11 protein-coding genes and 4 tRNA genes are annotated in these 14,902 nt (G+C 55.7%); all 15 read right to left on the reverse strand.

The window, feature by feature from the left end; translation table 11 throughout:
- Nucleotides 1-30 precede the first annotated feature (30 nt).
- Nucleotides 31-4,230: a DNA-directed RNA polymerase subunit beta' gene (gene rpoC / locus DK871_RS20625; protein ID WP_003194653.1), complete on the reverse strand. Its 4,200-nt coding sequence runs from the start codon at nt 4,228-4,230 to the stop codon at nt 31-33.
- Nucleotides 4,231-4,294: 64 nt separating this feature from the next.
- Nucleotides 4,295-8,368: a DNA-directed RNA polymerase subunit beta gene (rpoB, locus tag DK871_RS20630; RefSeq protein ID WP_010206926.1), complete on the reverse strand. Its 4,074-nt coding sequence runs from the start codon at nt 8,366-8,368 to the stop codon at nt 4,295-4,297.
- Between the two features lie 219 nt (nt 8,369-8,587).
- The gene (rplL, locus tag DK871_RS20635) at nt 8,588-8,953 is read right to left on the reverse strand and encodes a 50S ribosomal protein L7/L12 (protein WP_003176432.1); all 366 of its coding nucleotides are present in this window, start codon (nt 8,951-8,953) and stop codon (nt 8,588-8,590) included.
- A 78-nt stretch (nt 8,954-9,031) separates the two neighbouring features.
- Entirely contained in the window at nt 9,032-9,532 is a 501-nt protein-coding gene (gene rplJ, locus DK871_RS20640; RefSeq protein ID WP_003176433.1) for a 50S ribosomal protein L10, read from the reverse strand.
- 199 nt (nt 9,533-9,731) lie between these two features.
- Nucleotides 9,732-10,427 carry a 50S ribosomal protein L1 gene (gene rplA, locus DK871_RS20645; RefSeq protein ID WP_003176434.1) on the reverse strand — a complete coding sequence of 232 codons (696 nt, stop codon included), beginning with the start codon at nt 10,425-10,427 and terminating at the stop codon, nt 9,732-9,734.
- A complete protein-coding gene (gene rplK, locus DK871_RS20650; RefSeq protein WP_003176435.1) occupies nt 10,427-10,858 on the reverse strand; it encodes a 50S ribosomal protein L11 in 432 nt (143 codons plus the stop codon). Before rplK ends, rplA begins: the two co-directional genes overlap by 1 nt.
- A 116-nt stretch (nt 10,859-10,974) precedes the next feature.
- Nucleotides 10,975-11,508, reverse strand: coding sequence for a transcription termination/antitermination protein NusG (gene nusG, locus DK871_RS20655; protein WP_003176436.1), 534 nt, complete (start codon nt 11,506-11,508; stop codon nt 10,975-10,977).
- Nucleotides 11,509-11,517: 9 nt separating this feature from the next.
- Nucleotides 11,518-11,886 carry a preprotein translocase subunit SecE gene (gene secE / locus DK871_RS20660; RefSeq protein ID WP_003194658.1) on the reverse strand — a complete coding sequence of 123 codons (369 nt, stop codon included), beginning with the start codon at nt 11,884-11,886 and terminating at the stop codon, nt 11,518-11,520.
- Between the two features lie 45 nt (nt 11,887-11,931).
- Nucleotides 11,932-12,007 (reverse strand) — tRNA-Trp (locus DK871_RS20665).
- A gap of 143 nt (nt 12,008-12,150) precedes the next feature.
- Nucleotides 12,151-12,226: transfer RNA gene (locus DK871_RS20670), tRNA-Thr, on the reverse strand.
- 26 nt (nt 12,227-12,252) lie between these two features.
- A tRNA-Gly gene (locus tag DK871_RS20675) sits at nt 12,253-12,326 on the reverse strand.
- Between the two features lie 24 nt (nt 12,327-12,350).
- Nucleotides 12,351-12,435: transfer RNA gene (locus tag DK871_RS20680), tRNA-Tyr, on the reverse strand.
- 142 nt (nt 12,436-12,577) lie between these two features.
- Entirely contained in the window at nt 12,578-13,024 is a 447-nt protein-coding gene (locus tag DK871_RS20685; protein ID WP_161906432.1) for a hypothetical protein, read from the reverse strand.
- A gap of 7 nt (nt 13,025-13,031) precedes the next feature.
- Nucleotides 13,032-13,781, reverse strand: a complete 750-nt coding sequence (locus DK871_RS20690) for a pantothenate kinase (protein WP_047711899.1) — start codon at nt 13,779-13,781, stop codon at nt 13,032-13,034.
- Nucleotides 13,771-14,730 (reverse strand): bifunctional biotin--[acetyl-CoA-carboxylase] ligase/biotin operon repressor BirA, encoded by a 960-nt coding sequence (birA, locus tag DK871_RS20695; protein ID WP_161906433.1) that lies wholly within the window; start codon nt 14,728-14,730, stop codon nt 13,771-13,773. Before birA ends, DK871_RS20690 begins: the two co-directional genes overlap by 11 nt.
- Between the last annotated feature and the right edge of the window lie 172 nt (nt 14,731-14,902).

Here is a 14,902-nt window from a genome sequence, read left to right on the forward strand (position 1 = left end):
GTCAGGGCCCAGACTCATCTATCGCAGAACTCAGTTACCGCTTGAGTTCAGCGCTTCGGTCAGTGCAGCTTCCACTTCACTGGCGCTTACGCGCAGCGGCTTGTCAGCATCACGGCGACGCTTACGCTCGCTGTGGTAAGCCAAACCGGTACCTGCCGGGATCAGACGACCCACGACTACGTTTTCTTTCAGGCCGCGCAGGTAATCGCGCTTGCCGGTTACCGCTGCTTCGGTCAGTACGCGAGTGGTCTCCTGGAAGGAGGCCGCCGAGATGAACGACTCAGTGGACAACGACGCCTTGGTGATACCCAGCAACACGCGAGTGAACTTGGAGACAAATTTCTCTTCGTTCGCCAGGCGCTCGTTTTCTACCAGTACGTGAGTCAGTTCCATCTGGTCGCCTTTGATGAAACTGGAATCGCCGGATTCAGCGATTTCAACTTTACGCAGCATCTGACGCAGGATGGTCTCGATGTGCTTGTCGTTGATCTTCACGCCTTGCAGACGGTAAACGTCCTGGATCTCGTTGACGATGTACTTGGCCAGCGCACTTACACCCAGCAGACGCAGGATGTCGTGTGGATCGCTCGGGCCGTCGGAGATAACTTCGCCGCGGTTTACCTGTTCGCCTTCGAACACGTTCAGGTGACGCCACTTCGGAATCAGCTCTTCGTACGGATCGCTACCGTCGTTCGGAGTAATGACCAGACGGCGCTTGCCCTTGGTCTCTTTACCGAACGCGATGGTGCCGCTGACTTCAGCCAGAATCGACGCTTCTTTCGGACGACGAGCTTCGAACAAGTCGGCAACACGCGGCAGACCACCGGTGATGTCACGGGTCTTCGAAGTTTCTTGCGGGATACGCGCGATAACATCACCGATCGCGATCTTCGCACCATCCGCTACACCGACCAGGGCGTTGGCTGGCAGGAAGTACTGAGCGATTACGTCAGTACCTGGCAGCAACAGATCCTTGCCGTTGTCATCGACCATCTTCACGGCAGGACGGATGTCTTTACCGGCAGCTGGACGATCTTTGGCGTCGAGTACTTCAATGTTGGTCATACCGGTCAATTCGTCAGTCTGACGCTTGATCGTGATGCCTTCTTCCATGCCCACGTAGGTCACGGTACCTTTCATTTCGGTAACGATTGGGTGAGTGTGCGGATCCCACTTGGCCACGATTGCGCCAGCGTCGACCTTGTCACCTTCTTTAACCGAAATCACAGCACCGTACGGCAGCTTGTAACGCTCACGCTCACGACCGTAGTCATCAGCAATGGCCAGCTCACCGGAACGGGACACAGCAACCAGGTGGCCATCCACTCGCTCAACATGCTTGAGGTTGTGCAGGCGGACGGTACCGCCATTCTTCACCTGAACGCTGTCGGCTGCGGAGGTCCGGCTTGCCGCACCACCGATGTGGAACGTACGCATGGTCAGCTGGGTACCCGGCTCACCGATGGACTGGGCAGCGATAACGCCGACCGCTTCACCGATGTTCACCTGGTGACCACGAGCCAAGTCACGGCCATAGCACTTGGCGCAGATGCCGTAGCGGGTTTCGCAGCTGATCGGCGAGCGAACGATCACTTCGTCGATGCTGTTGAGTTCGATGAACTCGACCCACTTCTCGTCAACCAGGGTGCCGGCAGGAACGATAACTTCCTCGGTACCTGGCTTGAACACATCACGGGCAATCACACGACCCAATACGCGCTCACCCAGTGGCTCTACAACGTCACCGCCTTCAATGTGCGGAGTCATCAGCAGGCCGTGCTCGGTGCCGCAATCGATCTCGGTTACAACCAGATCTTGTGCAACGTCTACCAGACGACGAGTCAGGTAACCGGAGTTAGCGGTTTTCAACGCGGTATCCGCAAGACCCTTACGAGCACCGTGAGTGGAGATGAAGTACTGGAGTACGCTCAAACCTTCACGGAAGTTCGCAGTAATCGGCGTTTCGATGATGGAGCCGTCCGGCTTGGCCATCAGGCCACGCATACCGGCGAGCTGACGGATCTGCGCAGCAGAACCCCGCGCACCCGAGTCGGCCATCATGTACATCGAGTTGAAGGATTCCTGGTCCACTTCGTCGCCGTGACGGTCGATGACTTTCTCTTTCGAGAGGTTGGCCATCATCGCCTTGGAAACTTCGTCGTTCGCCTTGGACCAAAGGTCGATCACCTTGTTGTACTTCTCGCCCTGGGTTACCAGGCCGGAGGCGTACTGGCTCTCGATCTCTTTCACTTCGTCAGTGGCAGCACTGATGATGCGAGCTTTTTCATCCGGGATAACGAAGTCGTTAACGCCGATGGAAACGCCGGAGATAGTCGAGTAAGCGAAACCTGTGTACATCAACTGGTCAGCGAAGATAACGGTCTCTTTCAAACCAACCACGCGGTAGCACTGGTTGATCAGCTTGGAGATCGCCTTTTTCTTCATCGGCAGGTTGACGACGTCGTACGACAGACCTTTTGGCACAACCTGGTACAACAGCGCACGGCCGACAGTGGTGTCGACGATACGGGTGTTGCTCACGCTGCCGCCGTCACGGTCGTTGACGGTTTCGTGGATTCGCACCTTGACCTTGGCGTGCAGTGCGGCTTCGCCGGCACGGAACACACGGTCAACTTCCTGCAGGTCAGCGAACACACGACCTTCGCCTTTGGCGTTGATCGCTTCACGGGTCATGTAGTACAGACCCAATACAACGTCCTGCGACGGAACGATGATTGGCTCACCGTTGGCTGGCGACAGAATGTTGTTGGTCGACATCATCAACGCGCGCGCTTCCAACTGGGCTTCCAGTGTCAGCGGTACGTGCACGGCCATTTGGTCGCCGTCGAAGTCGGCGTTGTACGCAGCACAGACCAGAGGGTGCAGCTGGATAGCCTTACCTTCGATCAGTACCGGTTCAAACGCCTGGATACCCAGACGGTGAAGGGTCGGTGCACGGTTGAGGAGAACCGGGTGTTCGCGAATCACTTCAGCGAGAACGTCCCAAACCTCTGGCAGTTCGCGCTCGACCATTTTCTTGGCCGCTTTGATGGTGGTCGCGAGACCGCGCATTTCCAGCTTGCCGAAGATGAACGGCTTGAACAGCTCCAGTGCCATCTTCTTAGGCAGACCGCACTGGTGCAGACGCAGGGTCGGGCCTACGGTAATTACCGAACGACCGGAGTAGTCAACACGCTTACCGAGCAAGTTCTGACGGAAACGACCTTGCTTACCCTTGATCATGTCAGCCAGGGATTTCAGAGGACGCTTGTTCGAACCGGTGATAGCACGGCCACGACGACCGTTGTCGAGCAGGGCATCGACCGCTTCTTGCAACATACGCTTTTCGTTGCGCACGATGATGTCCGGAGCGGACAGATCAAGCAGGCGCTTCAAGCGGTTGTTACGGTTGATCACGCGGCGGTACAGGTCGTTGAGGTCGGACGTCGCGAAACGACCACCGTCCAACGGTACCAGCGGACGCAGGTCTGGCGGCAGAACCGGCAGAACGGTCAGCACCATCCACTCTGGCAAGTTGCCGGAACCCTGGAAGGCTTCCATCAACTTCAGACGCTTGGACAGCTTCTTGATCTTGGTTTCGGAGTTGGTTTGCGGAATCTCTTCGCGCAGGCGACCAATCTCGTGTTCCAGGTCGATAGCGTGCAGCAGTTCGCGGACAGCTTCGGCACCCATGCGGGCATCGAAATCGTCGCCGAACTCTTCCAGCGCTTCGAAGTACTGCTCGTCGTTCAGCAGCTGACCTTTTTCAAGGGTGGTCATGCCTGGGTCGATAACGACATAGCTCTCGAAGTAGAGAACACGTTCGATATCACGCAGGGTCATGTCCATCAGCAAGCCGATACGGGACGGCAGCGATTTCAGGAACCAGATGTGGGCAACCGGCGAAGCCAGTTCGATGTGCGCCATGCGCTCACGACGAACCTTGGCCAGTGCGACTTCAACGCCACACTTCTCGCAGATCACACCACGGTGCTTCAAGCGCTTGTACTTACCGCACAGGCACTCGTAATCCTTTACCGGGCCAAAGATCTTGGCGCAGAACAGGCCGTCACGCTCAGGTTTGAACGTACGGTAGTTGATGGTTTCCGGCTTTTTAACTTCACCGAACGACCACGAACGGATCATCTCAGGCGATGCCAATCCAATACGGATGGCGTCGAACTCTTCGACTTGACCCTGGTTTTTCAGCAAATTCAGTAGGTCTTTCAAGGCCTTTCCTCCTGGCGGAGCAGAGAGCGGGCTAAACAGCCCCGCTCTCGATTCGCGTCACGTGTTATTCGGTTTCCAGATCGATATCGATGCCGAGGGAACGAATTTCTTTGATCAACACGTTGAAGGACTCGGGCATGCCCGGCTCCATACGGTGATCGCCGTCCACGATGTTTTTGTACATCTTGGTACGACCGTTCACATCGTCCGACTTCACTGTGAGCATTTCTTGCAGAGTGTATGCAGCACCGTATGCTTCCAGTGCCCAGACCTCCATCTCCCCGAAACGCTGACCACCGAACTGAGCCTTACCACCCAGCGGCTGCTGGGTAACCAGGCTGTACGAACCGGTAGAACGAGCGTGCATCTTATCGTCTACCAAGTGGTTCAGCTTCAGCATGTACATGTAGCCAACAGTAACCGGGCGCTCGAACTTGTTGCCGGTACGGCCGTCGAACAGCTGCATCTGGCCGCTTTCTGGCAGGTCTGCCAGTTTCAGCATGGCCTTGATTTCGCTTTCCTTGGCACCGTCGAACACCGGGGTAGCCATTGGAACGCCGCCGCGCAGGTTCTTCGCCAGATCCAGGATTTCCTGGTCGGAGAAGGTGTCCAGCTCTTCGTTGCGACCGCCGATCTCGTTGTAGATCTCGTGCAGGAACTTACGCAGGTCTGCGACCTTGCGCTGCTCTTCGATCATACGGTTGATCTTCTCGCCCAGACCTTTGGCCGCGAGGCCCAGGTGGGTTTCAAGGATCTGACCAACGTTCATACGCGAAGGTACGCCCAACGGGTTGAGGACGACGTCGACCGGGGTGCCATTGGCATCGTGCGGCATGTCTTCAACCGGCATGATCACGGAGACCACACCCTTGTTACCGTGACGACCGGCCATCTTGTCGCCCGGCTGGATGCGGCGACGGATTGCCAGGTAAACCTTGACGATTTTCAGCACGCCTGGAGCCAGGTCATCGCCCTGCTGCAGTTTGCGCTTCTTGTCTTCGAACTTGTCGTCCAGCAGACGGCGGCGATCAACGATATAGGCCTGGGCCTTCTCGAGCTGCTCGTTCAGAGCATCTTCAGCCATGCGCAGTTTGAACCACTGGCCGTGCTCAAGACCATCGAGGATTTCGTCGGTGATGTCCTGACCTTTCTTCAGGCCTGCGCCGCCTTCGGCCTTGTGGCCTACCAGAGCGGAACGCAGACGTTCGAAGGTCGCGCCTTCAACGATACGGAACTCTTCGTTCAGATCCTTGCGGATCTCGTCGAGTTGGGTCTTCTCGATGGACAGTGCACGAGCATCACGCTCAACGCCGTCACGGGTGAAGACCTGTACGTCGATGACAGTACCCTTGGTACCGGTAGGTACACGCAGGGAAGTGTCTTTAACGTCGCTGGCTTTTTCACCGAAGATGGCACGCAGCAGCTTCTCTTCCGGCGTCAGTTGGGTCTCGCCTTTCGGAGTGACCTTACCGACCAGGATGTCGCCAGCGCCAACTTCAGCACCTACATAAACGATACCGGCTTCGTCCAGCTTGTTCAGTGCAGCTTCACCCACGTTCGGGATGTCTGCAGTGATTTCCTCAGGCCCAAGCTTGGTATCACGCGCCACACAGGTCAGTTCCTGAATGTGGATCGTGGTGAAGCGGTCTTCTTGAACCACACGCTCGGACAGGCAGATGGAGTCTTCGAAGTTGAAGCCGTTCCATGCCATGAACGCGATGCGCATGTTCTGACCCAGAGCCAGTTCACCCATGTCGGTGGACGGGCCGTCGGCCATGATGTCGCTTCGCTGAACGCGATCACCCTTGCTTACCAGCGGACGCTGGTTGATGCAGGTATTCTGGTTCGAGCGGGTGTATTTGGTCAGGTTGTAGATGTCGACACCGGCTTCGCCAGTTTCTACTTCGTCATCGGCAACACGAACCACGATACGACTGGCATCAACGGAATCGATCACACCGCCACGACGAGCCACGACGCAAACGCCGGAGTCACGCGCTACGTTGCGCTCCATGCCGGTACCTACCAGCGGCTTGTCAGCACGCAGGGTCGGTACAGCTTGACGCTGCATGTTGGAACCCATCAACGCACGGTTGGCGTCATCGTGTTCCAGGAACGGGATCAGCGACGCTGCAACCGAAACTACCTGCTTCGGAGAAACGTCCATCAAGGTGACGTCTTCCGGCGCCTTGACGGTGAACTCGTTCAAGTGACGAACAGCTACCAGCTCGTCGACCAGGACTTTCTTGTCGTTCATCGTGGCCGAAGCCTGAGCGATCACGTGATCAGCTTCTTCGATGGCGGACAGGAATACGATCTCGTCGGTGACCAGGGCGTCTTTCACCACACGGTACGGGCTTTCGAGGAAGCCGTACTGGTTGGTGCGCGCATAGGCAGCCAGGGAGTTGATCAGACCGATGTTCGGACCTTCCGGCGTTTCGATCGGGCAAACACGACCGTAGTGCGTCGGGTGTACGTCACGAACTTCAAAGCCAGCACGCTCACGGGTCAGACCGCCCGGGCCCAGTGCAGAAACACGGCGCTTGTGGGTAATCTCGGAGAGCGGGTTGTTCTGGTCCATGAACTGGGAAAGCTGGCTGGAACCGAAGAACTCTTTCACCGCCGCAGCCACTGGCTTGGCGTTGATCAGGTCTTGTGGCATCAGGCCTTCGCTTTCAGCCATCGACAGACGCTCTTTGACCGCACGCTCAACACGTACCAGGCCAACGCGGAACTGGTTCTCGGCCATTTCGCCTACGCAGCGAACACGACGGTTACCCAGGTGGTCGATGTCATCGACGATGCCTTTGCCGTTACGGATGTCGACCAGGGTCTTCAATACCGCGACGATGTCTTCCTTGCACAGCACGCCCGAACCTTCGATCTCGGTACGACCGATACGACGGTTGAACTTCATCCGGCCGACCGCAGACAGGTCATAGCGCTCAGGGCTGAAGAACAGGTTGTTGAACAGGGTTTCGGCAGCGTCTTTGGTTGGTGGCTCACCAGGACGCATCATGCGATAGATCTCGACCAGCGCTTCCAATTGGTTGCTGGTGGAGTCGATCTTCAGTGTGTCGGAGATGAACGGACCGCAGTCGATATCGTTGGTGTACAGGGTCTCGATGCGAACAACCTGGGCCTTGGCGATCTTGGCCAGGATCTCGGTGTTCAGCTCGGTGTTGCACTCAGCCAGGATTTCGCCTGTAGCCGGGTGAACGATGACCTTGGCGGTAGTGCGACCCAGGACGTAGTCCAGTGGCACTTCCAGCTCTTTGATACCGGCTTTTTCGATCTGGTTGATGTGGCGCGCAGTGATACGACGGCCAGCCTCAACGATGACCTTGCCTTTTTCGTCCTGGATGTCCAGGACAGCAATTTCACCACGCAGACGCGAAGCGATCAGCTCCAGCTTGAGGGTTTCATCCTTCAGGCTGAATACGTTGGTGGTATAGAAAGCGTCCAGCACTTGCTCAGTGGTGTAACCGAGCGCGCGCAGCAATACCGAGGCCGGCAGCTTGCGACGACGGTCGATACGCACGAACACGCAGTCTTTCGGGTCGAACTCGAAGTCCAACCACGAACCGCGGTACGGAATGATCCGCGCGGAGTACAGGAGTTTGCCGGAGCTGTGCGTCTTGCCGCGGTCGTGGTCGAAGAACACGCCCGGGGAACGGTGCAGCTGGGAAACGATTACACGCTCGGTACCGTTGATTACGAAGGTACCGTTTTCAGTCATCAATGGGATTTCGCCCATGTAGACTTCTTGCTCTTTGATGTCCTTGATCGCTTTGTTCGACGATTCTTTGTCGAAAATGATCAGACGGACTTTTACCCGCAAAGGTACGGCGTACGTAACGCCACGCAACACGCATTCTTTGACATCAAATGCCGGTTCGCCCAGGCGATAACCGACGTACTCCAGCGCAGCATTGCCGGAGTAGCTGATGATCGGGAAAACGGATTTGAAGGCCGCATGCAGGCCCACGTCGCGGAACTGATCTTTGGTCGCTCCCGCCTGCAAGAATTCACGATACGAATCCAGCTGGATAGCCAGAAGGTACGGGACATCCATGACGTCCGGCAACTTGCTAAAGTCCTTGCGGATACGTTTTTTCTCAGTATATGAGTAAGCCATCAGCGTTCCCCAGCTTGGTCACCTGCTTGTTTGGCCCCTCCGACGGGAGCAGCCAGAAAATCTTGCAAACCCCATGGTTTGCACCACCGCTTCGGGTGGCTACAGCGCGTTAATGGCGGCGACCGAGTCGACAGCCAAGAACGGAAAAAGGCCGGTGGCAAGAGCCACCAGCCATCAGCCTTCAGCTTAACGCTTGGGCTGGAGACGCAAGGTCGATGCTTACTTCAGCTCGACTTTAGCGCCTGCTTCTTCCAGAGTAGCTTTGGCTTTGTCAGCGGCGTCTTTCGACACAGCTTCCAGAACCTGGGCAGGAGCGCCGTCAACTACAGCCTTGGCTTCTTTCAGGCCCAGACCGGTCAGTTCACGTACTGCCTTGATCACGTTTACTTTCTTCTCGCCAGCTTCCAGCAGCATGACGTTGAATTCGGTTTGCTCTTCAGCAGCGACAGCAGCAACAGCTGGGCCAGCGGAAGCAGCGGCAGCGGAAACGCCGAATTTTTCTTCGAAAGCTTTGATCAGCTCAACAACCTGCAGAACCGACATTTCAGCTACGGCGTTGAGGATATCGTCTTGAGAGATAGACATTGCTGTATTTCCTGAATTGGGGGACGGCCTACGCGGCCATCGAAATAAACAAAAATACGCGAGAGAATTTGCTCAGCCTTAGGCTGCGGCAGCTTCTTTTTGCTCGCGAACTGCAGCCAGAGTACGAGCCAGCTTGCTGGTAGCGCCTTGAATCACGCTCATCAGCTGCGAAATAGCTTCGTTACGGGTCGGCAGTGTTGCCAGTACGTCGATTTGGTTAGCTGCGAGGAACTTGCCCTCGAACGCAGCTGCCTTGATCTCGAACTTATCCTGACTCTTGGCGAATTCTTTGAACAAACGGGCAGCAGCGCCTGGATGATCTTTAGAGAACGCGATCAGAGTCGGGCCGGTGAACACGTCGTTGAGAACACTGTATTCAGTGTCAGCAACGGCGCGCTTGAGCAGGGTGTTACGTACAACACGTACGTACACGCCAGCTTCACGAGCCTCTTTACGGAGTCCGGTCATAGCGCCTACTGTCACACCACGGGCATCAGCCACGACAGCGGACAGAGCAGCTTTGGCAGCCTCGTTGACTTCAGCGACGATGGCCTTCTTGTCTTCGAGATTAATTGCCACGGGTTTAACTCCTGCTTGTTACCGTTTCATCTGGCCTAGGCCTGATGTCGTTTTGGTGTCTGATTCGGTAAGGAACCGGGAGCACCATCTGCGTAGGCTTGTTGGTTTAAGACTTGCGTCGCCTACGGTCTTGGATAGCCCCCGCCAGGCAGGGACCCCAATCTTTCAATTGGCGCAATTACTTGCGCCAATTTATGTCTTATACGTCCAGCGAGCCTTGGTCGATGACCAGACCTGGGCCCATAGTGGTGCTCAGGGTAACGCGCTTGACGTAGATACCTTTCGAGGAAGCAGGCTTGATACGCTTCAGATCAGCGATCAGGGCTTCAACGTTTTCCTTCAGCTTGACGGCATCGAAGCCGACTTTGCCAACGGAGGTGTGAATGATGCCGTTTTTGTCGGTGCGATAACGAACCTGACCAGCCTTGGCGTTTTTAACCGCGGTAGCTACGTCTGGGGTTACGGTGCCGACTTTAGGGTTAGGCATCAGACCACGTGGACCGAGGATCTGACCCAACTGACCTACAACGCGCATTGCATCCGGGGAAGCAATTACGACGTCATAGTTCAGGTCGCCGCCTTTCATTTCGGCAGCCAGGTCGTCCATGCCAACGCGATCAGCACCAGCGGCCAGAGCAGCTTCAGCAGCTGGGCCTTGGGTGAAGACAGCAACACGTACAGTCTTGCCAGTACCGTGTGGCAGCACAGTAGCGCTACGAACGACCTGGTCGGATTTACGTGGGTCAACACCCAGGTTTACAGCAACGTCAACAGACTCGCTGAACTTGACAGTCGACAGCTCGGTCAGCAGGGCAGCAGCGTCTACGAAGTTGTAGGACTTGCCTGCTTCGATTTTGCCGGCGATAGCCTTTTGGCGCTTGGTCAGCTTAGCCATTACACACCCTCCACGTTAAGGCCCATGCTACGAGCAGAACCGGCGATGGTACGCACGGCTGCATCCATATCAGCTGCAGTCAGATCCGCGTTTTTGGTTTTCGCGATTTCTTCCAGCTGAGCACGGGTTACAGTGCCAACCTTAACGGTGTTAGGACGAGCGGAACCGCTAGTCAGACCGGCAGCTTTCTTCAGCAAAACCGAAGCCGGGGTCGACTTGGTTTCGAAGGTGAAGCTACGGTCGCTGTATACAGTGATGATCACTGGAGTCGGCAGACCTGGCTCAAGACCCTGAGTACGGGCGTTGAAGGCCTTGCAGAATTCCATGATGTTCACGCCGTGCTGACCCAGAGCTGGACCGACGGGTGGGCTAGGGTTGGCCTGAGCGGCCTTCACTTGCAGCTTGATGTAAGCGGTAATCTTCTTGGCCATGAGGCACTCCAATTACGGGTTCAAACGCCTCGAAAGGCTCCCCGGTTACTTGCGCGTTTATCCCAGTGACGACAAAACCCCACAGCCGAGGCTGCGGGGTTGGGATGCTTGCCCAGCTAGACCTTCTCGACCTGGCTGAACTCCAACTCTACCGGAGTAGAGCGACCGAAAATGAGCACTGCCACTTGGATCCGGCTCTTTTCGTAGTTAACTTCTTCGACCGTACCGTTGAAATCAGCGAACGGACCGTCTGTAACGCGAACAACCTCACCCGGCTCGAACAACGTCTTCGGCTTGGGCTTGTCGCTACCGTCAGCAACACGACGCAGAATTGCTTCCGCCTCTTTGTCGGTGATCGGAGCAGGCTTATCGGCAGTACCGCCAATGAAGCCCATGACGCGAGGGGTATCCTTGACCAAGTGCCAAGTACCTTCGTTCATGTCCATCTGTACCAGCACGTAGCCAGGGAAGAACTTGCGTTCGCTCTTGCGCTTCTGCCCATTCCGCATTTCAACCACTTCTTCAGTGGGAACCAGAATTTCGCCGAAGCCATCTTCCATGCCTGCCAGCTTTACGCGCTCCAGCAAAGAGCGCATAACATGCTTCTCGTAACCCGAGTAAGCATGCACAACGTACCAACGCTTAGCCACGGGACACCCTTAGCCAACAATCAAGGAAACAAGCCAGCCGAGCAGGGAATCAAGCCCCCACAACAGCAACGCCATAACCAGAACAACAGCCACGACAATCAATGTGGTCTGCGTGGTTTCTTGGCGAGTCGGCCAAACGACTTTACGGATTTCGGTGCGAGCCTCCTTAACCAGTACCGCGAAGGACTTGCCTTTGGCAGTCTGCAGGCCTACAAAGGCAGCTACAGCAGCAAGGGCAAGCAAAGCGAGTACACGGTACAGGATCGGCGAAGCAGAATAGTACTGATTGCCAACAACGCCTACGACCACCAAGGCGACTACAGCGAGCCACTTTACCAGATCGAAACGAGAGCTTTGAGCTTCAGCCTTAGGAGTCATCTATGAAGATCCTGTGAAAAGAAAGCCAGACACACCACGTGAATCTGGCAGGTCAGGAGGGAATCGAACCCCCAACCTACGGTTTTGGAGACCGTCGCTCTGCCAATTGAGCTACTGACCTAAAACAAAATCAGGCCGACCATTATGCAGGCCTGAAAAAGACTTTACAACAACCAACCCCACGAGACCTGAAACATTGAACAACATTCAAGCCGAGGCAGCTGTTAAAACAAAGGCAGATATTTTCATATCTGCCTTGTTATATGGAGCTCTTGAGCGGATTTGAACCGCTGACCTCACCCTTACCAAGGGTGTGCTCTACCAACTGAGCTACAAGAGCGAAACACCTTGCACAACCTGCAAACTTGGAGCGGGTAGCGGGAATCGAACCCGCATCATCAGCTTGGAAGGCTGAGGTTCTACCACTAAACTATACCCGCGGAGCTTGCAGCTCACGCTAAAAATGGTGGAGGGGGAAGGATTCGAACCTTCGAAGTCGTAGACGTCAGATTTACAGTCTGATCCCTTTGGCCGCTCGGGAACCCCTCCTAAGCGAGCCGGCATTTTACATCACGCCGACCTTCTGTCAAGCATTTTCTCATTTAAATTATGAGGTTAGCTGCATTGACGGTAGCTTTGCACTGTAGCCCTTAAAGGTCTTCACTGCGAAGCGGGCGCCATTCTATGCAAACTATTCGAGAGTTGCAATGCCTTCACACAGCATTATTTTATGTTTTAACTCATTGAATTCATTAGCAAGGCTTTCAAAGGGCAGATCGTCAGCCAGGCGACGGCTCTCAGGGGCTACGCGCAACCAATAACCCGAGGCGTCCGGTGCGTTCAGCAACTGGACCTTGACCTTGATGTCCAGGCTCGTGAGCCTCTGCTCGAGAGAGGAGGCTTGGCGTCGATCCGAGAGACCACCGATGTATAAGCAGGTATTTTGCGCCTCGGCCGGCCTCACTCGATCGCGCCGAGGCACCGTGTCTGCCGACTCACTCAAGAGGCGAATGTCTTGCTGCGCTCCCCGATGGAGACTCAAGGGCGTGACATCCTTGGCCCGCAATGGCGCCTCTTGCTGATGCCAGACGTAATAGAACACATTGAGAACCAGTAAAAGCAAAAACAGCCAGCGCATAATCACCTCAAGACAAAGGACACGCCATCGCCAAACCAACAAACACCAGGTCCGGGACCAGCCGAGCCTGAGGCGCAGCATCCCTGACCAGGTCGGCATCGCCCCCAGTGAGGAAGACCGTGAAATCCTCCCCCCAATAGCCTCGCGCCAACTCGAGCTGTGTCAGCACGAACCCTCTAAGCATGAGCGTACAACCACGCTCGACAGCCTCTACGGTCGTTCGACCAGGAGAGAGACGCTCCAGAGCCCGCTCAGCGGCCGCGTCGTCATAGCGTATCTTGCGGGTATGGGTTCGCAGTTGATTACGCATAAGCGGCATACCCGGGCAAATAAACCCACCCAGGTGGCCACCGTCCGGACCAATAAAATCTGCTGTTGCCGCTGTACCAAAGTCGAGTACCAAGCATGCACCTGACGCCAACTTGAACGCGCCTAGCATGGCCAGCCATCGATCCATCCCCAGGCGCTGGAAGTCGTCGTAGCCATTGCGCACTCCGCCCATTTCTTGAGCAGAGGTGGCGCAGGAAACAGCAACGCCAAATGCCGCTACCAAGGCAGCTATCAGCTTATCGGTCTCCTCAAGCGCGCGAACACTCACCAACCGACAACGCGTGAGCAATAGACCAGGCAAAGCCACCAAACTATCGATCAGCGCGATATCCGAACCTGCGATGCCTTCCGCGCGAACAGTTGCCTCACTCAACTCAAGAACACGCCATTTGATAAAGCTATTTCCACAGTCGAGCTCAAGAATCATCACGCAACCTCAGGCTTAACTCACCACCGCTGTATATTTTCTCAACGCCACCGACATCCAAACGCAAGGCGCCCTGACGATCCACGCCCAGCACAACTCCATCAATCTGATTGACGCCCGCGATAAGCGAAACGGACTTCCCCTGCCAAGCGTGATGCTGCTCCCATTCGTCTTGCAACCCTGCAAAACCCGCAGCCTTGTGTCGGTCCAGGTAGGCTTGTAGTTGCAAACCCAGACGCGCCACCAGGTGATTACGATCCACAGGAGAGCCAGCCTCGAGCTGCATCGATGTCCATTGCTGATCAACCTCTACAGCCTTCTGCATATTCACATTGATACCTATCCCTAGCACAACGTGACAGATATCTGCGGGATCTCCCACCAACTCAAGCAAGATGCCTGAGATTTTCTTTTGCCCAACCAGGACGTCGTTTGGCCACTTCAAAGCTGCGCCCCGCACACCCGACTCACGCAGAGCCTGCAGGACTGCCAGCCCCACCACCAGACTCAGCCCTTCCAGTTGCCGCAGACCGCCTTCAATACGCAATACCAGGCTGTAGTAAACGTTTTGCGCAAATGGACTGACCCATTTGCGGCCTCGTCGCCCCCTACCGGCCGTCTGCTGCTCCGCCAGCACAACAAAAGGAGCCGCACTGCCCGCACCGATAAGACGTAAAGCCTCAGCATTAGTGGAATCAACGGAGTCGAAAATGTGAACGGGCCAAGCCAAGGAAGTCGTGCCCAGAGAAATCTCCTGCGCATTCAAAAACACCAATGGCGCAGCCAATCTATATCCGCGACCCCGCACCTTATGAATGGGGAGATTCAATTCTGCCTCAAGATGCTGAAGCTGCTTCCACACGGCACTGCGACTAACGCCCAAGGCAGCGCCGAGCGCTTCTCCAGAATGGAACTGACCATCTTTCAGAAGTTTCAACAACGTCAGCATGCACATATCGCCTCAGAATGAGGCACGCATGATAGCCATGCGCAGGGTCATTGCATAGAAAGGCTGGATATCAGTCTTGATCAACGCTCCACAAGCTTTTCGAGCGCCCAAAACAAAACCCCAACTGCTTTCGCAATTGGGGTTTCGGAATTTAATCTTGACGATGACCTAC

It is taken from the genome of Pseudomonas sp. L13, from assembly GCF_009935965.1.
GTDB lineage: Bacteria > Pseudomonadota > Gammaproteobacteria > Pseudomonadales > Pseudomonadaceae > Aquipseudomonas > Aquipseudomonas lactis.

Coding starts and splice junctions, on each gene's coding strand:
- rpoB (WP_010206926.1), bottom strand. CDS start 8,368: ATGGCTTACTCATATACTGAGAAAAAACGTATCCGCAAGGACTTTAGC.
- rplL (WP_003176432.1), bottom strand. CDS start 8,953: ATGTCTATCTCTCAAGACGATATCCTCAACGCCGTAGCTGAAATGTCG.
- rplA (WP_003176434.1), bottom strand. CDS start 10,427: ATGGCTAAGCTGACCAAGCGCCAAAAGGCTATCGCCGGCAAAATCGAA.
- rplK (WP_003176435.1), bottom strand. CDS start 10,858: ATGGCCAAGAAGATTACCGCTTACATCAAGCTGCAAGTGAAGGCCGCT.
- secE (WP_003194658.1), bottom strand. CDS start 11,886: ATGACTCCTAAGGCTGAAGCTCAAAGCTCTCGTTTCGATCTGGTAAAG.
- DK871_RS20685 (WP_161906432.1), bottom strand. CDS start 13,024: ATGCGCTGGCTGTTTTTGCTTTTACTGGTTCTCAATGTGTTCTATTAC.
- DK871_RS20690 (WP_047711899.1), bottom strand. CDS start 13,781: ATGATTCTTGAGCTCGACTGTGGAAATAGCTTTATCAAATGGCGTGTT.
- birA (WP_161906433.1), bottom strand. CDS start 14,730: ATGCTGACGTTGTTGAAACTTCTGAAAGATGGTCAGTTCCATTCTGGA.